Here is a 21,700-nt window from a genome sequence, read left to right on the forward strand (position 1 = left end):
TTATTTGCCGCTCAGCGAGTTATGCAGCAGATCCAGCCAGTTCGGCACGGTCATGTGGAAAGACTCGATCATCTTCATGTCGAACCCACGGAAGAAGGCACTCAGAACAAAGAGGGCAACGATAGCCGTCATCATCACTTTGGTAACGCGGTGCCAGCCGCTTTCTTCAACGCCTTTACCGATCAGGATGCCAAGCACCAGACCCGGTACGGCGTTACCCATGATCAGCTGCGCTGCGCCGCCGAAGATGGTTGCCCAGAAACCAGATTTTTTACCGGCGTCGATAGCCGCCAGCCAGAAAATAACCGGCATCACGGTGTTCACCAGCAGGTTGGCCGCAGGCACCAGCACTTTCACCGCCGTCACCTGAAGCGCCGCCGGCACCGCAGACGCGGTTGAGTTCAGAAACGCCACCACGATCATGCCGATGATGCCGCAGGCGATAGCCATTTTTCTTGGGTCGTGGAGGGTTTCCGCCACGTTGCGATTCTTCACCATCAGTGCCGCCGCGCCCCAGTTAGGGATGATGCGGTGGTCAACGTCCTGGGTGAACGCACCTGCTGCAACGGAAGAAGCCCACGCGTTGAAGAAGAAGCCGAGGCCAAAGGAGAAGTGAGAAGCCGGGTCCCCTTCGCAGGAGTTCAGCTCGCCGAGTGTACGAAATGCGCCCATGCCCTGAGTGGTTGGCGCATGGAACATACGCGCGGCTCCGGCACCAACGCCCACGCCGACGAGGCCGCCGATAATGAGTGATTTTATTAATATAATTAAGAACATGAGTCTGCCCTTTTCTACCCTGCTTATCTGTCGCTGTAGCCGCGTTAGCTGCGCTCAGTCACCCGAATCACTTACCCAAGTAAGCTCATCGGACTGCCTTCCCTTGCTGCCTTGCTACAACACCAGCTAATTGGGTATAAATGTTTGAATTAACTAGAGACGAAATCTACCTCATCGAGGTTAAGAGCCGTCACGTTGACGGAAACATCCAGCTCCACGCTGTAGCTCCGCCTTTCCCGACGCAGGAAGAAGAACAGAAAAGCTTCTTTGCGCACCCTGACCTGCGCCTGAACAACCTGCACGTCCTGTGGCTCAATGCGCAGAAGAATGTGGTTGGTGGATTTGAGCACCGTGCCCTGAACGTGGTTCAGGGCGTCGGAGAAGGCTTTGGCTTTGGTATCGCCGCGCCCGCTGACTCGCACCGTAGTTGCGAATTTCTCTTTCATACTCAGCTGCCGTACTTCTTGTTCCAGGCCAGCACCAGGCGCTCGCCCAGCTCTTCTTTATCCATAAAGCCAAAGCCAAGCACGTTGTTGCCTTCGTTAATCGCCGTCACGCCTTCATCAACGGAGCGCATGCCGTATTTGGCTTTGTAGCCATGTTTGGTTTGTGCGGTGATAGCGCCTGCGCCACCGCTGCCGCAGAAGGAAATACCAAAAGTGGCGTTTTCTGCTTTCATCACGTCGCCCAGCTTCATGTCGGCGGCGACGCCTGGAATAACCACGGCGCGACCGCCCGCTTTTTCGATCCCTGCTGCAACTTTCTGGCCTTTGCCCAGACGGTCACCAATCACTACGGTAATTTGTTCCATTTTTTTCTCCTGATGATTCAAAGATTGTCTTTCGCCACTTCGAAATGCACTGACAGCAACCACGCTTCTTCTACCGGCAGATTCCCGAACTGATCGACCACCGCCTGCGCCATTTCCATCGACTCGGCGGAGATCTCTTCGAACAAGCTCTCTTCCACTTCTGGTAACGGCTCCCCGGTGAGAGAGCGATGAATCATCGCCTTCACGTGGGAGGCCAGCATTTGTTCCTGTACCGCGTTGGGCGTGATGTGCTTACTTTTGAACAGCGCGTAAATAAAATCCTGAATACGCGTCGTTAATTCCTCGGCTTCATTAACCATTACCGCTCCGTTATTCACCCTGGGTACCTCGTTAACTAATCTGTTTTTTAAACTACCTGGCGGGGTGGAAGGTTTGTAGCGAGTTGTTTTCCACTTCGAAGTGGAAATCGGTGAGGCAATAGTGATCTGTTCCACATAAAGGCCCGGAATGGCGGTTTTCCGCTGGCTTACCGTGAATCTGGTCACATAACCGAGTGATAAAAGGCCCCTTTTCCAGCGGCCCTTTTTGTTCGAAAGTGTGATGGGAGGACAGTTTTGCCGCCATTATTGGCGTTGCTTATGACGGAGGAATCGACGTTCACGAGGCATTACGCAAAAACAGAAGCGGGAGATAGAAAAGAAGTCAGGCGCGCTTTAGGCTGATTTTCACCTGGTTTTGCCGCCAGCATCGGCAATAAAAATTAGCTTATAAGGCAATTTAATTGCTATGTTAACCTCGTCAGGGAGTGACCGTATGTCTCGCGTTCAATTGCATGTGGATGTCTTCAATGAAATAACCGAATTGCCTCCCGTCGTTCAGGCAAAAATGCTGCGTCTGATTGATAAAATTAAACAAAATGCGACATCGCTGCGTGAACCTGATAGCAAACCCTTAGGCAATGGGCTGTTTGAAATAAGGACGATGGGGACCCATATCGCACGGGGGCTTTATGTCTACCAAAGCTGGCTTTTCAACGACTAGAGGAGATGCTCAATGAAAAAGAGTAAAAGTATCGACTGGGAAAAAGCGCGCGCAGACCTGCTAACCAACCCCGAAGTCCAGGCCGCTTATGAAGCCGAAGAGCGTAAACTCCGGCTGCAGGCAATGCTTGCTGAATGGCGCAGCCATGAAGGGCTAACACGCGCACAGGTTGCCGAGCGTATGGGCGTCACGCCGCCAACGGTCTCTCGTATGGAAGCCAATATTATCAAAGCCAGTATTGAAACCGTTGTCCGCTACGCAAAAGCCTGCGGCGTCAAACATCCAAAGATTATCCTCTAATGAAAATCGACGCTGAAATCACCTTCCGTAAGCTTGAGATCTTTATGGAGTTTATGGAGAAAGGGAACATTGCGCGCACCGCCGAAGCGCTGGGTATTAGCGGGGTTAGCGTGCATCGCGCGCTGCATACGCTGGAAGAAGGTGTGCGCTGCCCGCTGTTTATTCATAAAGGGCGCAACCTCGTGCCGCTGGAATCTGCGCTCACCCTGCTGGAACACTGCAAAGAAGTGGTGGCGCTGATGGCGCGCGGCATCGATGAAACCCGTCAGGCCGCGGGCGTTGGCCAGGGCCGGCTGCGCATCGGCACCCTCTATTCCCTGACGCTCGAAACCGTTCCGAAACTGATCATGGGCATGAAACTGAGGCGACCGGAGCTGGAAATGGATCTCACCATGGGCTCAAATCAGGTGCTGCTGAATATGCTGGAAGACGGCGTGCTGGACGCCATCCTGATTTCTATTTCCGAAGGCGAAGTCGATCGCTCAAGGCTGGAAGTCCTGCCGATGTTCCGGGACGATATTTTCCTCGCCGCACCGGCCAGCTTCCCGCTCGACACCAGCCATCCGGCAGATTTACGCGAGTTCCACGGTGAAAAATTTGTTTCGCTCGCGGAAGGCTTTGCTACCTACGCGGGCTTTCAGGAAGCCTTTAGCGTCGCCGGTTTCGAACCGGAAATCGTCACCCGCGTAAACGACATTTTCTCAATGGTCAGCCTGGTACAGGCGGGCGTCGGGCTGACGTTGATGCCCGGCAGAATGAAGAAGGTGTATGAAAATTCGGTGCAGCTTTTAAGGCTTGCCGAGCAGTACCAGATGAAGCAGACCATCGCTATCGTCTTCGCCCGTAATCGCGAACTTGACCCGAACCTGCTGGCGCTGGCCGCCGAGGGGCGCATGTACGCCCGCTCGTTTATCGATACGCCTAACGCGCCGCCTTAGTTTTTTCCGCAAGATGAACGATGGCCGCCACGCTATTTTGTTCCCGGCAGACGGCGATCCCTTCCCGAAACGCCTGCCGTGTCAGCCCCGAAAGTACGCTGCCCGGCGGCATTTCAACAGCCAGACGCACGTCGCGCTCGTTGGCGGCAACCATCGCCTCTCGCCAGCGCACGGTCCGCGCCATGTTAAGCGCCAGATCTTCGGCAATTTGTTCCGGCTGCCATTGGACGCGGCCCGTGCTGCCGCTGAGATAAGCGCAGGACGGGCGGCTCAACGCCACATCGGCAAACGCCTGCTTAAGCTTCTGTGCGGGTTCATTTAGCAGCGCACAATGGGACGGCACGCTAACCGCCAATTGGCGAGCTTTTTGCGCCCCCTGCTCCAACGCCCGGTGCGCCACCTTCTCCATAGCCAGCTCGCTCCCGGCAATGACGATTTGCTGCTCGGCATTGATATTCGCGATATAGGTTTCGCTGCCCGCCACCAGGGCTTCAACCTGCTCAAGACGCAGCCCGACGATGGCCGTTAAGCCGTAACCTTCTGGATAAGCCTGTTCCATCAGGTCGCCACGAAGCGCCACCAGCCGCAGGGCATCGGAAAAACGGATGACGCCGGCCATCACCGCGGCCGGAAACGCCCCGATAGACAGGCCGCTGACCATGTCCGGCTTCACGCCATTACGCTCAAGCTCCTGCGCCCAGGCCACGCCTGCGATTAGCAGGCAAAGCTGCACCGCGCGGGTATGCTTCAGCGCGGCAGCGCTATCCAGCTGGTTTGCTTCATCGCCTAAAACCGCCCTTACCTGCGCCATGATGGCGTCACGCTCGGGTAAATTTTGCAGCATGTCCGCCCGCTGCGTTCCCTGTCCGGGAAAGGTAAAAAGTATCTTCATCCGTTATCCTCCGGCTGCCAGGGATTAACCACGAGCTGCGGCCCCTGATTGGTTTTCAGCAGCACGCGCTTTTCCCTTAGCCATTCCGCCAGCGCAAACGCCCCATAGGGCGTTTCGATTTGCGTATCGGCCCGGCAAAGCAGTTTGTCGGTCAGGCTCTGCCACTCTGCCAGCGCCTCTTTTGCTATCGGCTGTGGGCAGCGGACCAGCAAATCAAGGTCGCTCGCGGCGTGCATCACCGGCACTTCGGTTGCCAGCGTATAGCCTACGCTCCCGGTAATGCCCCAGCGCCATGCCCACGGGCGGCTTGCCAGTTGAATAGCCCCCTGCACCGGCGGCATGGAAACAAACGGGGAATTGAGCAGCAGGTCACGGCTGGATAACGCCTCCGGGCTGACGACGCGCTTCACGCTCGCCGGATTCACCCAACCCGCAGCTCGCTGGTCGCGCCGCATTCCTCGCACGCCTACCGGAACACGTCCGTCACGCTCGACATCACGCCGCACCACCACCGGCAGCGCAGGGCGCCACTGGCTTGTGACCCACTCCTCGTTAGCACCTTCCAGCGCTTCGCGGTCGGTGAGCCAAAGGAGATCGTGGGGGCGTAATGTCGGCATTATTTAAAGTCCTGAAGTCAGCGTAATAAACAGCGGTAGCGACAGGATAGAGAGTACCGAGCTTAGCAACAACACGGCTTCTGCATCCGGCGACTGCACGCCAAAGCGGTTGCCAAAGACCACGCCAAAGAAGCCGGCGGCCAGGGCAATCATCAGGATGGAAGTAATCGCTACCGGGCCGGTCAGGCCAAGCGCCAGCACGATGCCCCAGGCGATGAACGGCTGAATCAGCAACTTGGTAACGGTCGCGGCGATCACCATGGTGTTGATCTGCAGCCTGCGGGCCGACAGGATCACCCCGGTCAGGAACAGCGCAGCGGCGGTAGCGGCCAGGCCCAGCGGTTTAATCGAGGCCAGCAGCAGGTCAGGCATACGGATACCGATAGCCGACAGCACAACCCCAAGCAATGGCCCCCAGACGATAGGTTTTTTCACCGAACGCCACATCAGCACCGGCAGCATCGCCAGCGTTGAGCCGCTGTTTTCACCGGCCGCACGGGCTTTTTCACGCTCAAGAATCAGCAGGCAGAACGGCGTCATCAGGACGGAACCGCAGGCAATCGACACCGCCACGGAAAGCGAAGTCGAAGAGCCTTCACCGAGCACGCTGCCTAAAATTGGCAGGCCGAGCGCGGCATAGTTAGGCAGCGCCACGGTAAGGGTCAGCACGGCAGCATCCTGCGGCGACTTTTTAAATACGCTGGTCGCCAGGAAGTAAATCGCCGCGTAGGTAATCCACATCGCAAGCACCAGCACCACAATCAGCGGTGACTGCTGAACAATGCCAAGCCACGGCGTTTGAACGGTCGCGCTAAACAGCGCGGCGGGTAGAGCAAAGTCCATGACAAAAATGTTTAACAGCGAGACATTTTTGTTATCGACCATTTTCGCTTTGCCGGCGAAAAATCCCAGCAGCATGATGACAAAAATAGGGGCCAGAGCATGAACGATCACGTAAGTCATAACTTCACCTTGAGTCAATAAAGAGAGTTAGCACGGTCGCGATATTTATTATTTTCGGACGTTTTTTTTACTCAGGCACGGCGTACCGTGCCTGGTTATAGAGTCCGGCAGGTTTGTCTTTTTTATTACCAGCTGGCGCGCATACGTTCGCGAACCAGCGCCGAACTGTGGCGATTTTTCGCCAGCAGACGGCATTTCAGCGAAGTCTCGCTACGTGCTTCTTTCACCGCCGTACTCAGAGCAGCCTTCACTTTTGCCACATCGTCGCTCTGCGGAGCATCCGGGTGGCTGATATCCAGCAGCGCCGAAAGCAGGCCGAGAGTTTCATAGTTGCTGATGTCGTAGGCCATCGGTGGAATGGTGGCGGCCAGCTTCTCCAGCGCCTCCACGGTGCGTAAGGTGATGCGCGCGGCGGACTCTTTCCCCATCGCGTGGATCATCACGCCCTTGTCGTTAAAGGCGATCAGCCGGTTAGCCTGGTAACCATGGGCGAGAAACGCCCCGGACATCGCTTTGCCGACAATCAGGCCCACAACAGGATGCCCGGCCAGCCGAGCATTGGCATAAGCGCCTGCGGCACCGGCCAGCGCCTGATGAATACCGAATGCCTCTTCGCGGCGGCCATAGGCCTGGCTTGGGACATCAATCACCGCAACGATGGCGCGCTTTTCAGCCTTGTTTGCATCTTCAGCGATGGTTTCGCTGACCACTTTTGCCAGCGTCCAGCCTTCTAACAGCCCCACTTCGCCGCCAGCAGCACGGGGATAATGGTTATTGGCATCGGGCACCACGGCGATAAAGCGGGCAGGTTTCCCGTCAACGTTGCCGTCGGCGACCTGTACGGAGGCGCATAGCCCCGCCATACGCGGCGCATTCGGAACTAAAGTATCCAGCCAAACGGCGGCGCGATTCAGTTTCTGGCTCATTAACGTTTCTCCCCAAAAAGCTGTTTGATCTGTTCGGCATCAGCCTGCTGGCTGGTGTCGAATTGGGTCAGGCGATCCAGATACCACGCGTAGTTATCGGTGCGATGCTGCGCCGGAACGCCTTTGGCGATGGCTTCATTGACCGCCTGCTTCACGGCATGGACGCCGTCGCCAACCAGCGCGTCCACCAGCCCGCTCTGATAGCGAACTTCACCGCCGGTCATGCCCCAGATAAACGGCCGGTCGCGGGAGTCATATTCCTCAATGCCCGCTTCCTGCTCGATAACCTGCGGGCCGTTGAGACCAAGACGTGCCTCGCGAGTCACAATCAAATAGCTGCAAAGCGCGGCGGCGATCGACATTCCGCCGAAGCAGCCCACGGTGCCGGCCACAACGCCAATCACCGGGGTGTAGCGACGTAAATCGACAATCGCTGCGTGAATATCGGCAATCGCCGCCAGGCCGAGGTTGGCCTCCTGCAGGCGCACGCCGCCGGTTTCCAGGCAAAGCACAGCCTGAGTAGGAATGCCGTGGCGGTTGTCTTCCGCCGCCAGTTCAAGCGCGGCCGCCATTTTTGCGCCGGACACTTCGCCCATGCTGCCGCCCTGGAATGCGCCTTCGATGGCAATCACCACCGCCGGGCCACCGTTAATCGTGCCTTTGGCAACGACCATGCCGTCATCAGATTGCGGCACAATGCCCTGCGGCCCCAGCCACGGCGAGACAATGCCGTCGAACGGGTCGAGCAATTCACGATAGCTGCCTTCATCCAGCAGCAGACGTGCGCGCTCGCGGGCTCTTAATTCAATAAAGCTGCTGTCGTCACGCATGAGCCACCTCCTCAAAGACCTGTTCGATACGGATACGCGCCACGCCCGGCGTCGCGCCAAAATCATGAATTTTCAAATCTCCGGCAGGCAGGCTGCTCAGTGCGGCCAGGCGCTCGAAAAGTGCTTTCCAGCGTTTTTCGCTGTTATCGACGGAGGTGGTGATGTCGATGGTCAGAGTCTGCCCCTGTGCGGCAGAAAACAGGACTTCCATATCGCCGGAGCCCACCACGCCAGCCAGGGCTTTGCCTGTGGCCGTGCGGGTTGCCGGAAATGACAACGTAATGTGTTCCATAACGCCCTCGTTAAATAAGTGAGTGAAGCGGGGTGGCATCATTGGCGATGCGGTCCAGCAGCAGCGTGGCGGCGAGCAAATCAGCCGCCCCGCCCGGAGAAGCATTCAGCGCCAGCATGTTGCGGTCGAGCACGTCCAGCGCGTCGCGGCCTTCCTGGCGCGAAATACCGCCGTTGATCAGCACGCTACGGGCACCGTTCTGCATCGTTTCCAGCCCGGTTAACCCGGCGCGAGAGAGCACGCAGGTATCTGACAGCGAAGTCATAATCGCCATCAGAGCGTCAATGCGAGCCTCGCCCTCGGTTGCTCCGGACTGGCGGCTGCGGCGCAGCTGAGGCAGCGCGAGACGCATAACGTGAGGAAAGCCCTGCTGAGCTTCTTCTCGTGCGCCCGGCACGCGATAGCGTCTTGTGGCTCTCAACCCTTTGCTAAAGCTCTTTGGTGCTGCCTCATCAGGAAGCCCAGCCAGCCGTGCTGCCGTAGCGGTAATCTCCGCGCTACTGCCAGCCATACCGTGCATAGCGGCGGCGGAAACCAGCAGGCCAAGCGCCCAGATTGCGCCCCGGTGGGTGTTCACCCCGCAGGTCGCCGCCATCATCTGCTGCTCCCCTTCGCGCCCCAGGCGCCCGACCAGCTGGCGCAGCGCGATGTCTGCCGGACGTTCCCAGCTTTGTAATGCCAGAGCATGAAATGTCGGGGTCAGGCTGTGGGCCGATCGCTCCATCAGCGCCAGGCTGAGATCGTGATGGGCGCCATTCCCCCGGCTGTCCACCAGACCGGGTTTTGGGCTCAGACGGGCTTCTTCAATCAGGCTTTGGGTTGCCGCCCTTGCCAGCCAGCCCGCCCCTGCCTCAACGCCTTTCTGTGGATGTAATTTCATTACCAGCTCCGGAATTTCGCCGGCGGGTTGTAGAGACCGCCGGACCATTCGACCAGATCGGCCACGCTGCTTGCCGCCAGCAGGGAACGAGTCGCATCGCTGCGGCGGATCCCCATGTCTTCCGGGTAAGCCACTTTGCCGCTCTGGCGAAGCGCCGCGACGCGCTTAGCGTCAACGCCCAGGCCGATGTCGGTGATACCGGCCACCGCTGCCACCATCGCACGTCGCTCTTCCAGGCTCTCCGCGCGGTAGAGATACGCAATCCCTTCCTCGGTCAGCACGTGGGTTACGTCGTCGCCGTAAATCATCACCGGTGCCAGCGGCATACCGGAGGTTTTAGCCACTTCAACAGCATCCAGGGTTTCTACGAAGGTTGGCTTCACGCCCGCCTGGAAGGTTTCGACCATCTGCACCACCAGCTTTTTGCCGCGCTGCATCGGGTCAGGTTCAGTTATCATGTTCAGCCAGGCCGGTGTGGCATGGCGACGACCGTGCGGGTCATGGCCCATGTTTGGCGCGCCGCCGAAGCCCGACAGGCGGCCACGCGTCACGGTAGAAGAGTTCGCCAGGCCATCAACCTGCAGGGTCGAACCGATAAACATATCCACCGCGTATTGCCCTGCCAGCTGGCACATAGCGCGGTTGGAACGCATGGAGCCGTCGGCACCGGTAAAGAAGATATCCGGGCGAGCGCGGATGTATTCTTCCATCCCCAGTTCACCGCCAAAGCAGTGCACGCTCTCAACCCAGCCGCTTTCAATCGCCGGGATCAGCGTCGGGTGTGGGTTCAGGGTCCAGTGCTTGCAGATTTTGCCTTTCAGGCCAAGCCGTTCGCCGTAGGTGGGCAGCAGCAGCTCGATGGCGGCGGTGTTGAAGCCGATCCCGTGGTTCAGCGACTGCACCTGATGCTCGGCGTAAATGCCTTTGATAGCCATCATTGCCATCAGGATATGTTCCTGCTTGATCAGGCGCGGGTCGCGAGTAAACAGCGGTTCGATAAAGAACGGCTTATCGGCAACCACCACGTAGTCAATCCACGAGCCGGGAATGTCCACGCGCGGTAGGTCACAGTCGTCGTCCACCAGCTCATTAACCTGGGCGATAACAATGCCGTCGTGGAAGGCGGCAGCCTCAACCAGCGCTGGGGTATCTTCGGTGCTCGGCCCGGTGTACAGGTTGCCTTTACGGTCAGCTTTATACCCGGCGATAAGCGCGACGTTAGGCGCAAGATCGACATATAAGCGCGCATAAAGCTCGATGTAGGTGTGAATAGAGCCAATTTCCAACTGCCCGTCTTCCAACAGTTGAGAAATACGCAGGCTTTGGGTACCGGAGAAAGAGAAGTCGAGCTTACGGGCAATGCCTTTTTCAAAGATATCAAGGTGTTCACTGCGGCCGACGCTCGGCATGATCATATGCAGATCGTGTACTTTTTGCGGGCTGACTTCCGCCAGCATGCGGGAGAGAAAATCTGCCTGTTTCTGGTTGTTACCTTCCAGCACCACCCGGTCACCCGGCGCAATCAGCTTTTCCATCACTGCGACGAGGTCCCCGGTCGGGATCACCTTGCCCTGTACGTTGCTGGACGCCATTCGCCGCTGCTTCTCGGTGCGGCGTGTGTTCCAGACGCGGGCAGGCGTTTGGCTAGCACTCATTATTAACCTCCTGATTCAGCAAATCATTTTGATTGGCTTTAGTCTGGTTAAAAGTGTGCGCCACGCCGGGTTGGCTATCAATTAAGCTCAGGAACCAATCATTAGCCTTAGAGTAATAATGGATTTACCGTTTTGTGATCGAGGTAGAAGGTGAAGTTGGCCAGGGTGCGCTACACACAAACGAGGGAGGAAAAAAGTGTACTCTGAAGCTCCCGGTGTTAAGGTTAGCGGGTCTTCAATACAGGTTTTAACGTCATGCTACTCACCACAATCCTCAACAATCCTTGGCTGAAACAGCCGCGCATCGCTTAGCGCGTTCAAGTTTTCCCTCTGCAAATTGAAACGGAACTTTGTTCCGTCGGCATACTATTGTTGTGAGAAAAAACATGTCAAAGACTGAAAAACACTGGTCTCAGGTCGAATACCTGCACGAAACGGTGACTAACCCCAATATTCATATCAAAGGCCGGCACAGCTATTACAGCGACTGCTGGGATGGCGGCTTTGAGCAAAGCGCGGTGCGCTACCTTCAGGGAGACGCGATTAGCCAGCAGTGGGAACCCATTGGCGTGCTCGACCAGCTGTGGATTGGCGATTACGTTTGCATTGCCGCCGAGGCGGTGATCCTGATGGGCGGCAATCACACGCACCGCAGCGACTGGTTTTCCCTTTATCCGTTTATCGAAACCATCAAAGACGCTTACCGCGCCAAAGGCGATACCACGCTGGGAGACGGATGCTGGATAGGCATGAGGGCAATGATTATGCCTGGCGTGACCATTGGCGAAGGCGCGATTATTGCCGCAGGCAGCGTGGTGACAAAAAACGTCAGCCCTTATAGCGTGGTCGGCGGCAACCCGGCAAAACCTATCGCCTTGCGTTTCGAACCCGAAGTGATTGAGCGGCTGCTGAAGCTGCAAATTTATCAGCTAAGCGATGAGCATTTTCAGGCTATTCAGCCCCTGCTGAGCAATAACGATATTGATGCGCTGGAACGCGCGGTGAGAGCACTGCAATAAAGAGAGCGGGCGGGAATAACCCGCCCGTTTTTAAATCTTAGCGGAACTTCTTGTGGTAGGTATCGCGCGTGGTTTTGAAGTCAGCCGCAGCGGCCTGAGCTTCTGTGACTTTGCCTTCAGTAGCCAGCTTCAGCGCACCGTCAATCTGGCCCACGAGGATATCAAACCCGTGGCGGTACTCTTTCATGTTGGCGCTGTCGGCTGCTTCATTTTCCAGCTTTGGCGGCGTCCCTTTTTGCGCATCCAGAGCTGCTTCACGCATGTTGCCCAGTGAAGTTTTCAGCTCGGCGGCATCTTTGGTGCTCAGCACGGTTTTGTAGTTTTTGGCGATAATGTCCATGTCGTCGCCAACGTCTTTAGCAAAAGCGACGCCGGACAACAAAACGGATGATACTGCTAACATTGCAATCAGTTGCTTACGCATTTACTCACCTTTCCTTTATCTTTTTTCTACTCGTCATACTTCAAGCTACAGCGGTGTTGGCTGCTTTCGCTCACCCCAGTCACTTACCCAAGTAAGCTCCTGGGGGTTTACTCTCTTGCCGCCTGGCTGTAACTCGAATTATTTAGAGTATTTTTTTGAGGTAGGCGCGGCAGGACGCGCCACATTGCTTTACTGACCGGCTATCTTCATCTCCGGAAGTAAGACTGAACCACACTGAATGTTGCTACGTGTTTCTATATCGTTGCCAATAGTAACTATCTCGCGCCACATGTCCTTCAGGTTACCGGCGATGGTGATTTCGCTCACCGGATACTGGATCTCACCGTTCTCAACCCAGAAGCCTGCCGCACCGCGAGAATAGTCGCCGGTAATGCCGCTTACGCCCTGCCCCATCAGCTCGGTCACCACCAGCCCGGTGCCCATCTGTTTCAGCATTTCCTCAAAGCCCAGGCCTTGACCGGCAATGCGCCAGTTGTGGATGCCGCCCGCGTGGCCGGTGCTTTTCAGCCCAAGCTTACGCGCGGAATAGTTGGTCAGCAGCCACTGCTGCAGCACGCCGTCTTTAATGATGTCACGGCGTTCGGTGCGCACGCCTTCGCTGTCGAACGGCGTGGAGGCCAGGCCTTTCAGCAGGTGCGGATGCTCTTCAATGGTCAGCCAGTCCGGAAGGATTTGCTTGCCGAGGGAGTCCAGCAGGAAAGTCGATTTACGGTACACCGCGCCGCCTGCAATCGCGCCGACCAGGTGACCGAACAGCCCGGTCGCCACTTCATTGGCGAAAATAACCGGCGCTTTCATGGTGGACAGCTTACGCGGCGACAGGCGGGACAACGTGCGGCGTGCGCAGTCGGCACCGACCCACTCGGGTGACTTAAGGTCTTCCATCGCACGGCCGATGGTGTAGGCATAATCGCGTTCCATATCGCCGTTCTCTTCGGCAATCACGCAGCTCGAAAGAGAGTGACGAGTGGAACAATAGCTTTGCAGCATGCCGTGGCTGTTGCCAAAGACTTTGATGCCGTAATGGCTGTTAAAGCTGCCGCCTTCGGTGTTGGTAATACGCTTGTCCACGTTCAGGGAGGCGTTTTCCGCTCGTACGGCAAGCTCAATGGCACGCTCCGGGTCAATCTCCGCCGGGTGGAAGAGATCCAGATCGGGTGCATCAAAGGCCAGAAGTTCTTTATCGGCCACGCCTGCATAAGGGTCCGGCGAGGTATAGCGCGCGATATCCAGCGCCGCCTGTACGGTACGCGCTATCGCGTCCGGGCTAAGGTCGGTGGACGAAGCGCTGCCCTTGCGGTTTTGATGATAAACGGTGATGCCAAGCGCACCATCGCTGTTGAATTCGACGTTCTCCACCTCACCGTAGCGGGTGCTGACGCTGATACCAGTGGTTTTACTGACCGCAACTTCTGCGCCGTCTGACTTGTCTTTCGCCAGCTCCAGCGCCTGTGAAACCGCCTGCTCCAGAACCTGACGTTGTTGTGCTACTTGCGTGTTTACTTTCATCGCTACTGCCATAATGTAAGGTGAGTCGTTCAAGTCTAACAGGATCAGAACAATTTCGCAGTGCAGGCCCATTGCTGGTAATATCCGCGTCAACTTTTTAAGGAGCCTAATATGACCAAGCAGCCCGAAGACTGGCTCGACGACGTGCCCGATGATGAAAATGAAGACGAAGATGATGAGATTATCTGGGTCAGTAAAAGTGAAATTAAGCGCGACGCCGAAGAGCTAAAACATCTCGGCGTTGAGCTGATGGAACTGGGCAAAAATGCCCTGGAAAAAATCCCGCTCGACGATGATTTGCGTGCCGCGATTGAGCTGGCGCAGCGCATTAAGAAAGAAGGTCGCCGCCGCCAGATACAGCTGATCGGCAAGATGATGCGTTCCCGCGATATGGACCCTATCCGTCAGGCGCTCGACAAGCTGAAAAACCGCCACAACCAGCAGGTATCGCTGTTCCACAAGCTGGAAGCGCTGCGCGACCGTCTGGTCGAAGAAGGCGACGAGGCGATGAGCGAAGTCCTGAGACTTTATCCGCAGGCTGACCGCCAGCAGCTGCGCGTGCTTATCCGTAACGCGCAAAAAGAAAAAGCGGCCAATAAGCCGCCTAAGTCCTATCGTCAGATCTTTTCTTACCTTCGCGAACTCGCCGAAGCGCAGGAAAGCTAAGACGCTAGCGCTGGCCCGATGTTCTCCGCGGCCAGCGCTCGATTTTCTCTGACCTTTCTCAGGTCAAATTACTGCGTCGATACAGCGCCACGCCCACCGCCAGCACGGCGAGCATTCCCGCACAGCTGCGGTTCACCCAACGCATCACGTTAGCGGAGAACTTACGCATCGCATGGCGGCCACCCCAGGCGTAAATCGTCATCATGATGCAGTCGATAATCGCACTGACCAGCGCCAGAATCATGTACTGCATCGCCACCGGCTCCTGCGGGCGGATGAACTGCGGTAAAAATGCCGAGAAGAACAGCAGCCCCTTCGGGTTGGATAAACCGACCATCAGCGAGCGTAAAAAAGCCGTTTTTCCCGTGGCCACCGCTGCCGAAGCGCTCACGCTCAGGGCCTTAGCAGGGGCACGCCACAAAACGTAAGCCAGATACACCAGATAAAGCGCACCGCCCCACTTCACCACCGCAAACAGCTGCTCGGAAGCCTGCAACAATGCGCCCAGGCCGCAGCCCACCGCGCCAATCAGCAGCAGGTCGGCCAACACCGCCCCAAGAAAGCCGTAGCCCGCAATGCGCATCCCGTAAGTCGCTCCGTTATTGAGCGCTAAAAGCATCGACGGGCCGGGCGTCACCATCACCGCGCTAACGGCGATGACGTAAAGAAAAAGCGTGGTGATATCCATCAATCAAGTCCTGGTAAGCAAAAACACATCAGCGCCCGCCGGTGATTGGCCGGCGGGCACGTTAAGAAAGTTGTGGTTTAAACGCTGCGTTCCATCACGACGCGGCAGAGATCGTCAAAAAATCGCTGATACCGCACCTCGTCGATAGGCTGCGGGTAACTCAGCACGATCAGCTGATGGTCGGGAATGTCCGCATGGTAGGTCGGGTGGAAATGCGGGTATGCGTTTTCACTGAACCCGAGGCTTTGGTAAAAGCGCAGCCGCTTATGGGCGATCGCCGTGGTCAGCGGATCGATTTCGAGAATGGTTTGCGGGTAAAGCTGTAAAAACTGGCTCAGCATCCGTTTGCCGTAGCCCTGCGCACGCAGCTGGTCGTTGACGGCAAGGTGCTCAATATAGGCGTAGTCGTCAAAGTCCCATGCGCCAATCATGCCGACAAACTGCTCGCCGTCGAACCACGCCTGCAGGCTGTAGTTTGGGTTAGCAAGTGCGCTGATTTTTGCGGCCGGCTGGCGTTTTTCGTGGCGCGGAAAGGCGCTTTCATACAGCTCGTCCACGCTTTCAAAGTACGGGGAGCTGCGGTCGGTAATTCGTTTTATCGTTAGCATGGCGCGCAGTTTATCAAATGCAGGCGGAGAAATAACCTGGCGGCTGGCTGCCTAAGCCAGAGCTAAAAAAATGGCCCCAAATGCGGGGCCACTATTCTTCGAACGTAAAGTCTTCGAGCGTTAAGCCTTTTGAGCGCTAAGCGCGGTCGACGGTAAAGGCTAAAACCTCGGAGAGGCTTTCTGCCCCCAGCGCCAGCATGATCAGGCGATCAACGCCCAACGCCACGCCGGAGCTGTCCGGCATTCCGGCTTCCAACGCCGCCAGCAGATTCATGTCCACCGGCTGCTGCGGCAGGCCAAGAGCGGCACGTTTGCGATTATCCTGCTCAAACCGCTGCTGCTGTTCACGTGCGTCGGTCAGTTCGTGGAAACCGTTCGCCAGCTCAATCCCTTTAAAGTACACCTCAAAGCGCTCCGCCACGCGGTGATCTTCGGTGCTAATCTGCGCCAGAGAGGCCTGGCTTGCCGGGAAGTGATACACAAAGGTCGGCTTGTCCTTACCAATCTGTGGTTCAACGCCCATGGCGAACAGCAGCTGCAACAGCGTGTCTCTGTCTTCTTCTGTGTCAGCGATGTTGCTCAGGTCTAGCTTCGCCGCGGCTTCACGCAGCTGGGTTTTGTCCGCAGACAGCGGGTCGATGTCCAGATGGCGCTGGAAGACCTGCTGATAAGACAGACTTTCTGCCGCGCCACACTCCAGCACCTGCTGCAGCAGGTCATCCACCTCATTCATCAGGCGGTACATGTCGTAGTGCGGACGGTACCACTCCAGCATGGTGAATTCCGGATTGTGGTGACGCCCCATCTCTTCATTACGGAAACTGCGGCACAGCTGGAACACCGGACCACAGCCCGCCGCCAGCAGGCGTTTCATGTGGTATTCCGGGCTGGTCATCAGGTACAGGTTCATGCCCTGAGAGTGGCCTGGGCCGACGAAACGGGTTTCAAACGGCACCAGATGAATATCGGTTACCGTCGCCTGGCTCATGCAGGGTGTTTCCACCTCCAGAACGCCGCGGTCGGCGAAAAAGCGCCGAATCTCCGCCATGATGGCGGCGCGTTTTAACAGGTTGGGGATGGACGCGCTCGGCTGCCAGGTGGCCGTTTCGCTCATGAGAAAGTCTCCGTATTTATGCAAGGCCGAGAAGTCTACCCGCATCACAGAAAGGAGACAAATTTTGCGCAGAGAATTTTAATTTCGGCGCAAATAGCGAGACTCAGGCAAAATTTTTCTCGCGCCCCAGCCGCCATTTTTCTCTTCGCACTACACCATTTAAACAATCATTTTTGTGACGCAATTCATTAACAGAAGTAATTAATCAGCGCACAGATCGGCAAAAAAATCGAACAAATCAAATTTCCCTAAAATCCCTCCGGTTATACTTCATCTACCTAAAAAGGAGCAGGGATACACCTTTCGCAGCCACCGCCTTTATGACGGTGAATACCCTTTGGTCGTATAGCTTTGCGAATTACTACAATCTGGAGGAATGTCGTGCAAACCTTTCAAGCCGATCTCGCCATTATAGGCGCCGGCGGAGCAGGCCTACGAGCAGCCATTGCGGCAGCCCAGGCTAATCCACAGGCAAAAATCGCTCTGATTTCCAAAGTCTACCCAATGCGCAGCCATACGGTTGCCGCCGAAGGGGGTTCCGCTGCCGTCGCACAGGATCACGACAGCTTCGAATACCATTTTCACGACACCGTTGCCGGAGGCGACTGGCTGTGTGAGCAGGATGTGGTTGACTACTTTGTTCACCATTGCCCAACTGAAATGACCCAGCTTGAGCAGTGGGGCTGCCCGTGGAGCCGTCGTCCGGACGGCAGCGTCAACGTCAGGCGCTTCGGCGGCATGAAGATCGAACGTACCTGGTTCGCCGCCGATAAAACCGGCTTCCATATGCTCCACACGCTGTTCCAGACCTCCCTTCAATTCCCGCAAATTCAACGCTTCGACGAGCACTTCGTCCTCGACATTCTGGTCGATGACGGGCAGGCTCGCGGCGTGGTCGCGATGAACATGATGGAGGGCGAACTGGTGCAGATCCGCGCCAACGCGGTAGTGATGGCCACCGGCGGTGCCGGACGTGTTTATCGCTACAACACCAACGGCGGCATCGTCACCGGCGACGGCATGGGCATGGCGTTGAGCCACGGCGTACCGCTGCGCGACATGGAGTTTGTGCAATATCACCCAACCGGGCTGCCGGGCTCCGGCATCCTGATGACCGAAGGCTGCCGCGGCGAAGGCGGTATCCTGGTGAACAAAAACGGCTATCGCTACCTGCAAGATTACGGCATGGGGCCGGAAACCCCGCTCGGCGAGCCGAAGAACAAATACATGGAGCTCGGCCCGCGCGATAAAGTGTCTCAGGCCTTCTGGCACGAGTGGCGCAAAGGCAACACCATTTCAACCCCGCGCGGGGACGTGGTTTACCTCGACCTGCGCCACCTGGGCGAGAAAAAGCTGCTTGAGCGCCTGCCGTTTATCTGCGAGCTGGCAAAAGCCTATGTCGGCGTCGACCCAATCAAAGAACCTATTCCAGTCCGCCCGACCGCGCACTACACCATGGGCGGGATTGAAACCGATACGAAGTGCGAAACCCGCATCAAAGGGCTTTACGCAGTAGGTGAATGTTCTTCCGTGGGCCTGCATGGGGCCAACCGTCTTGGCTCTAACTCGCTGGCAGAACTTGTGGTGTTCGGCCGTCTCGCGGGTGAGCAGGCGATGGAGCGTGCCGCTCAGGCTCGGCCAGCGAACGATGCCGCGCTGAACGCCCAGGCCGCCGATGTTGAAGGCCGCCTGAAGCAGTTGGTCAATCAGGAAGGCAACGAAAACTGGTCGAAAATCCGCGACGAAATGGGGCTTTCCATGGAGGAAGGCTGCGGGATTTACCGCACCACGGCATTAATGCAAAAAACCGTCGACAAGCTGGCCGAGCTGCAGGAACGCTTCAAGCGAGTGCGCATTACCGACACCTCCAGCGTCTTCAATACCGACCTGCTTTACACCATTGAACTGGGCCACGGCCTGAACGTAGCCGAATGTATGGCGCACTCCGCCATCGCTCGTACAGAGTCGCGCGGCGCTCACCAGCGCCTTGACGAAGGCCATACCGAACGCGATGACGTCAACTTCCTGAAGCACACTCTGGCCTTCCGCGACGCCGACGGCACCACTCGCCTCGACTATAGCGACGTGAAGATAACCACGCTGCCGCCAGCAAAACGCGTGTACGGCGCGGAAGCGGAAGACGCTGAGAAAAAGGAGAAGGCAAATGGCTGAGATGCAAACCCTGAAGATTGAGATTGTGCGCTACAACCCGGAAACGGACAGCAAGCCGCATAGCGAAATCTACGAAGTGCCATTTGACGAGCAAACCTCGCTGCTGGACGGACTGGGTTATATCAAAGATAACCTCGCGCCGGACCTCAGCTACCGCTGGTCGTGCCGTATGGCGATTTGTGGCTCCTGCGGCATGATGGTCAACAAAGTGCCGAAGCTGGCCTGTAAAACCTTCCTGCGCGAATACACCAAAGGCATCAAAGTAGAAGCGCTGGCCAACTTCCCGATTGAGCGCGATTTGGTGGTCGACATGACCCACTTCATCGAAAGCCTGGAGTCGATTAAGCCTTACATTATCGGCAACTCGCGCACGCCGGATCAGGGGACCAACAAGCAGACGCCCGCGCAGATGGCGAAATACCATCAGTTCTCCGGCTGCATCAACTGTGGGCTGTGCTATGCCGCCTGCCCGCAGTTTGGCCTGAATCCTGAGTTCATCGGCCCGGCGGCGATCACCCTCGCCCACCGCTACAACCTGGACAGCCGCGACCACGGCAAGAAACAGCGTATGCCGCAGCTTAACGGGCAGAACGGCGTCTGGAGCTGCACCTTTGTCGGCTTCTGCTCCGAAGTCTGTCCAAAACACGTCGATCCGGCCGCGGCCATCCAGCAGGGCAAAGTCGAAAGCTCGAAAGACTTTTTGATTGCTACCCTGAAACCACGCTAAGGAGTGCACCATGACCACGAAACGTAAGCCTTATGTCCGCCCCATGGCGCCAACCTGGTGGCGACAGCTGGGCTTCTACCGTTTTTATATGCTGCGTGAAGGCACTTCGGTCCCGACCGTCTGGTTCAGCATTGTGCTGATTTACGGACTTTTTTCGCTGAAACACGGGCCGGAAGGCTGGGCAGGTTTTGTCGATTTCCTGCAAAACCCGGTGGTAATTATCCTTAATATCATCACCCTGGCCGCGGCGGTACTGCACACCAAAACCTGGTTTGAGCTGGCGCCGAAGGCCGCTAACGTCATCGTGAAGGGTGAAAAAATGGGGCCAGAGCCGGTCATTAAAGGGCTTTGGGTGGTCACCGGTCTGGTGACGCTGGTTGTGCTGCTTGTAGCACTGTTCTGGTAAGGAGGCTGACGTGATTAACCAAAATCCAAAACGTTCCGACGAGCCGCTATTCTGGGGCCTGTTTGGCGCAGGCGGCATGTGGGGTGCTATTTTCGCGCCGGTTATCGTGCTGCTGGTTGGCATCATGCTGCCGCTGGGCCTGTTCCCTGGTGATGCGCTGGGCTTTGACCGTGTCTATGCCTTCGCCCACAGCTGGATTGGCCGCCTGTTCCTGCTGCTGATGATTGTACTGCCGCTGTGGTGTGGCCTGCACCGTATTCACCACGCGATGCACGATCTGAAAATCCACGTCCCGGCGGGGAAATGGGTGTTCTACGGCCTTGCTGCCATCCTGACGGTGGTGACCATTATTGGCCTGCTGACGCTGTAATCGCTTAGCACGCAACAAGGCCTGCCATTGTGCAGGCCTTGAGAGTGCTGACAAAGTTCATTGCTCTAAAAAAGTCCGAACTCAGGACTAATAAAAACAATGAATAATGTTCTCTGGTTTGCCCCAAACAGTCGAAAACCACGTTTTTCGGCTGTTTGTCATCAATCTGAAGGCCTGCCATTGCGCAGGCCTTTTTATTTTCCACACTCTCCGGCTAGCCAGGCAGAAAAATCACGCATGGCGGGCGTTTGCGCGCGCGACTGAAGCCTTGTTAACCAGTAACTTCCCAAACTGATTTCCGTCTCAAACGGACGCACAATCCGTTCGCTGTTCAGCAAATGGGTGAACATGTTTACCGGCGCAATGGCGATCCCGGCTCCGGCCTGTGCGGCTTCAAGCATGGTTATCGAGGAATCAAAAACCATAACCAGATGCGTCGGTGACGGGGGGGCTTCATCCGCAGCCTGTAGCCATGCCGCCCATTCATCACGCCTGTAGGAGCGCAACAGCGTGTGGTTCAGAACATCTTTCGGCGTCTGCAGTTCAGCAGCCAGCGCCGGAGAGCAAAGCGGCGACAGCGGCGCGTCGCACAGAAACGTCGCCTCAGTCCCGTGCCAGGCCCCGCTGCCAAATCGCACCGTATAGTCCAGCCCCTCCGCCGCCGGATCCACGCGGTTGTTATGGGTTGAAAGCTGGAGATCGATATGCGGATAGCGCCGACGAAACGCCTCGAGACGCGGCAGGAGAAAGCCGGTGGCAAACGTGCCCACGACGCCTAACTTAAGTTTTTCTCTCGCCTGCGTACCCGAAAAACGGTCCAGCACGCCCGCGATACGATCAAAGGAATCGTTTAGCACAGGTAACAGGTTTTCGCCTTCCGTGGTCAACATCAGACCACGAGATACGCGGACAAACAGCTGACAATGCAGATGTTCTTCCAGCGTCTTTACCTGCTGACTGATGGCGGAGTGCGTAACATTCAGCTCAATTGCGGCATGCGTGAAGCTTAGATGCCGGGCAGCGGCTTCAAAAGCTCTCAGAGAGTTCAGGGGGATATAGCTGCGGGTCATGGCATCACCTGTTAGAAAATCTT

At 56.8% G+C, this 21,700-nt stretch carries 26 protein-coding genes and 1 pseudogene; 9 read left to right on the plus strand and 18 right to left on the minus strand.

Going from position 1 to position 21,700, the window contains the following annotated elements; translation table 11 throughout:
* From HX778_RS22670 to HX778_RS22685, 4 genes are all read right to left on the minus strand, one after another.
* A complete protein-coding gene (locus HX778_RS22670) occupies window positions 1-777 on the minus strand; it encodes a DUF4311 domain-containing protein (RefSeq protein WP_038476329.1) in 777 nt (258 codons plus the stop codon).
* 149 nt (window positions 778-926) lie between these two features.
* Window positions 927-1,223: a DUF4312 family protein gene (locus tag HX778_RS22675; protein WP_038476332.1), complete on the minus strand. Its 297-nt coding sequence runs from the start codon at window positions 1,221-1,223 to the stop codon at window positions 927-929.
* Between the two features lie 2 nt (window positions 1,224-1,225).
* A complete protein-coding gene (locus tag HX778_RS22680) occupies window positions 1,226-1,588 on the minus strand; it encodes an SFCGS family glycine-rich protein (RefSeq protein ID WP_038476335.1) in 363 nt (120 codons plus the stop codon).
* Window positions 1,589-1,605: 17 nt separating this feature from the next.
* The gene (locus HX778_RS22685) at window positions 1,606-1,908 is read right to left on the minus strand and encodes a glycine dehydrogenase (protein ID WP_038476338.1); all 303 of its coding nucleotides are present in this window, start codon (window positions 1,906-1,908) and stop codon (window positions 1,606-1,608) included.
* A gap of 454 nt (window positions 1,909-2,362) precedes the next feature.
* Here HX778_RS22685 and HX778_RS22690 point away from each other — a divergent pair.
* The 3 genes and pseudogenes from HX778_RS22690 to HX778_RS22700 all read left to right on the plus strand — a co-directional run.
* Window positions 2,363-2,569, plus strand: a pseudogene (locus tag HX778_RS22690) (type II toxin-antitoxin system RelE/ParE family toxin); the annotation flags it as partial.
* A 33-nt stretch (window positions 2,570-2,602) separates the two neighbouring features.
* Window positions 2,603-2,890 (plus strand): helix-turn-helix transcriptional regulator, encoded by a 288-nt coding sequence (locus tag HX778_RS22695; protein ID WP_052048993.1) that lies wholly within the window; start codon window positions 2,603-2,605, stop codon window positions 2,888-2,890.
* Window positions 2,890-3,828: a LysR family transcriptional regulator gene (locus tag HX778_RS22700; RefSeq protein WP_038476341.1), complete on the plus strand. Its 939-nt coding sequence runs from the start codon at window positions 2,890-2,892 to the stop codon at window positions 3,826-3,828. The genes HX778_RS22695 and HX778_RS22700 overlap by 1 nt, the downstream gene beginning before the upstream one ends.
* Here HX778_RS22700 and mdcH read toward each other — a convergent pair.
* The 8 genes from mdcH to mdcA form a co-directional block, all read right to left on the minus strand.
* Window positions 3,812-4,720, minus strand: a complete 909-nt coding sequence (gene mdcH, locus HX778_RS22705) for a malonate decarboxylase subunit epsilon (protein WP_176983136.1) — start codon at window positions 4,718-4,720, stop codon at window positions 3,812-3,814. The genes HX778_RS22700 and mdcH overlap by 17 nt on opposite strands.
* Entirely contained in the window at window positions 4,717-5,337 is a 621-nt protein-coding gene (locus HX778_RS22710) for a malonate decarboxylase holo-ACP synthase (RefSeq protein ID WP_176983137.1), read from the minus strand. The genes mdcH and HX778_RS22710 overlap by 4 nt, the downstream gene beginning before the upstream one ends.
* A gap of 3 nt (window positions 5,338-5,340) precedes the next feature.
* Window positions 5,341-6,300: an AEC family transporter gene (locus tag HX778_RS22715; protein ID WP_038476350.1), complete on the minus strand. Its 960-nt coding sequence runs from the start codon at window positions 6,298-6,300 to the stop codon at window positions 5,341-5,343.
* Between the two features lie 125 nt (window positions 6,301-6,425).
* Window positions 6,426-7,226 (minus strand): biotin-independent malonate decarboxylase subunit gamma, encoded by an 801-nt coding sequence (mdcE, locus tag HX778_RS22720; protein WP_176983138.1) that lies wholly within the window; start codon window positions 7,224-7,226, stop codon window positions 6,426-6,428.
* Complete coding sequence (locus HX778_RS22725) at window positions 7,226-8,056, minus strand: biotin-independent malonate decarboxylase subunit beta (protein WP_176983139.1); 831 nt, start codon at window positions 8,054-8,056, stop codon at window positions 7,226-7,228. The genes mdcE and HX778_RS22725 overlap by 1 nt, the downstream gene beginning before the upstream one ends.
* Window positions 8,049-8,348 carry a malonate decarboxylase acyl carrier protein gene (gene mdcC, locus HX778_RS22730; RefSeq protein ID WP_176983140.1) on the minus strand — a complete coding sequence of 100 codons (300 nt, stop codon included), beginning with the start codon at window positions 8,346-8,348 and terminating at the stop codon, window positions 8,049-8,051. Before mdcC ends, HX778_RS22725 begins: the two co-directional genes overlap by 8 nt.
* 10 nt (window positions 8,349-8,358) lie before the next feature.
* Window positions 8,359-9,228: a triphosphoribosyl-dephospho-CoA synthase gene (locus HX778_RS22735; protein ID WP_038476362.1), complete on the minus strand. Its 870-nt coding sequence runs from the start codon at window positions 9,226-9,228 to the stop codon at window positions 8,359-8,361.
* Entirely contained in the window at window positions 9,228-10,883 is a 1,656-nt protein-coding gene (gene mdcA / locus HX778_RS22740) for a malonate decarboxylase subunit alpha (RefSeq protein ID WP_038476365.1), read from the minus strand. Before mdcA ends, HX778_RS22735 begins: the two co-directional genes overlap by 1 nt.
* A gap of 386 nt (window positions 10,884-11,269) precedes the next feature.
* Between mdcA and HX778_RS22745 the strand changes: the two genes are divergently transcribed.
* Window positions 11,270-11,902 (plus strand): CatB-related O-acetyltransferase, encoded by a 633-nt coding sequence (locus HX778_RS22745; protein WP_038476368.1) that lies wholly within the window; start codon window positions 11,270-11,272, stop codon window positions 11,900-11,902.
* Between the two features lie 37 nt (window positions 11,903-11,939).
* Here HX778_RS22745 and cybC read toward each other — a convergent pair whose 3' ends face one another.
* Window positions 11,940-12,326 (minus strand): cytochrome b562, encoded by a 387-nt coding sequence (cybC, locus tag HX778_RS22750; RefSeq protein WP_038476371.1) that lies wholly within the window; start codon window positions 12,324-12,326, stop codon window positions 11,940-11,942.
* Between the two features lie 189 nt (window positions 12,327-12,515).
* Complete coding sequence (gene pmbA / locus HX778_RS22755; RefSeq protein WP_176983153.1) at window positions 12,516-13,868, minus strand: metalloprotease PmbA; 1,353 nt, start codon at window positions 13,866-13,868, stop codon at window positions 12,516-12,518.
* 99 nt (window positions 13,869-13,967) lie between these two features.
* Between pmbA and yjgA the strand changes: the two genes are divergently transcribed.
* Window positions 13,968-14,522: a ribosome biogenesis factor YjgA gene (gene yjgA / locus HX778_RS22760; protein ID WP_038476373.1), complete on the plus strand. Its 555-nt coding sequence runs from the start codon at window positions 13,968-13,970 to the stop codon at window positions 14,520-14,522.
* Between the two features lie 58 nt (window positions 14,523-14,580).
* Here the strand turns inward: yjgA and HX778_RS22765 are convergent, their stop codons facing one another.
* The 3 genes from HX778_RS22765 to epmA form a co-directional block, all read right to left on the minus strand.
* Window positions 14,581-15,210, minus strand: coding sequence for a LysE family translocator (locus HX778_RS22765; RefSeq protein WP_008453726.1), 630 nt, complete (start codon window positions 15,208-15,210; stop codon window positions 14,581-14,583).
* Window positions 15,211-15,287: 77 nt separating this feature from the next.
* Window positions 15,288-15,818 carry a GNAT family N-acetyltransferase gene (locus HX778_RS22770; RefSeq protein WP_176983141.1) on the minus strand — a complete coding sequence of 177 codons (531 nt, stop codon included), beginning with the start codon at window positions 15,816-15,818 and terminating at the stop codon, window positions 15,288-15,290.
* 136 nt (window positions 15,819-15,954) lie between these two features.
* Window positions 15,955-16,932: an elongation factor P--(R)-beta-lysine ligase gene (gene epmA, locus HX778_RS22775; protein ID WP_176983142.1), complete on the minus strand. Its 978-nt coding sequence runs from the start codon at window positions 16,930-16,932 to the stop codon at window positions 15,955-15,957.
* Between the two features lie 381 nt (window positions 16,933-17,313).
* Between epmA and frdA the strand changes: the two genes are divergently transcribed.
* Genes frdA through frdD form a run of 4 tightly spaced genes read left to right on the plus strand, consistent with a single transcriptional unit; the run spans window position 17,314 to window position 20,607 of the window.
* On the plus strand, window positions 17,314-19,104 hold the full coding sequence (gene frdA, locus HX778_RS22780) for a fumarate reductase (quinol) flavoprotein subunit (protein ID WP_038476383.1): 1,791 nt from the start codon (window positions 17,314-17,316) through the stop codon (window positions 19,102-19,104).
* Window positions 19,097-19,831 carry a succinate dehydrogenase/fumarate reductase iron-sulfur subunit gene (locus HX778_RS22785; protein ID WP_038476386.1) on the plus strand — a complete coding sequence of 245 codons (735 nt, stop codon included), beginning with the start codon at window positions 19,097-19,099 and terminating at the stop codon, window positions 19,829-19,831. Before frdA ends, HX778_RS22785 begins: the two co-directional genes overlap by 8 nt.
* A gap of 10 nt (window positions 19,832-19,841) precedes the next feature.
* Window positions 19,842-20,237 carry a fumarate reductase subunit FrdC gene (frdC, locus tag HX778_RS22790; protein ID WP_038476389.1) on the plus strand — a complete coding sequence of 132 codons (396 nt, stop codon included), beginning with the start codon at window positions 19,842-19,844 and terminating at the stop codon, window positions 20,235-20,237.
* Between the two features lie 10 nt (window positions 20,238-20,247).
* Window positions 20,248-20,607 carry a fumarate reductase subunit FrdD gene (frdD, locus tag HX778_RS22795; RefSeq protein WP_038476392.1) on the plus strand — a complete coding sequence of 120 codons (360 nt, stop codon included), beginning with the start codon at window positions 20,248-20,250 and terminating at the stop codon, window positions 20,605-20,607.
* A gap of 194 nt (window positions 20,608-20,801) precedes the next feature.
* On the opposite strand, the gene ampR is transcribed toward frdD, so the two are convergent.
* Complete coding sequence (ampR, locus tag HX778_RS22800) at window positions 20,802-21,677, minus strand: LysR family transcriptional regulator AmpR (RefSeq protein ID WP_038476395.1); 876 nt, start codon at window positions 21,675-21,677, stop codon at window positions 20,802-20,804.
* Window positions 21,678-21,700: the final 23 nt, after the last annotated feature.

The sequence above is a fragment of the Cedecea sp. P7760 genome (assembly GCF_013386425.1).
Lineage (GTDB): Bacteria > Pseudomonadota > Gammaproteobacteria > Enterobacterales > Enterobacteriaceae > Cedecea > Cedecea selenatireducens.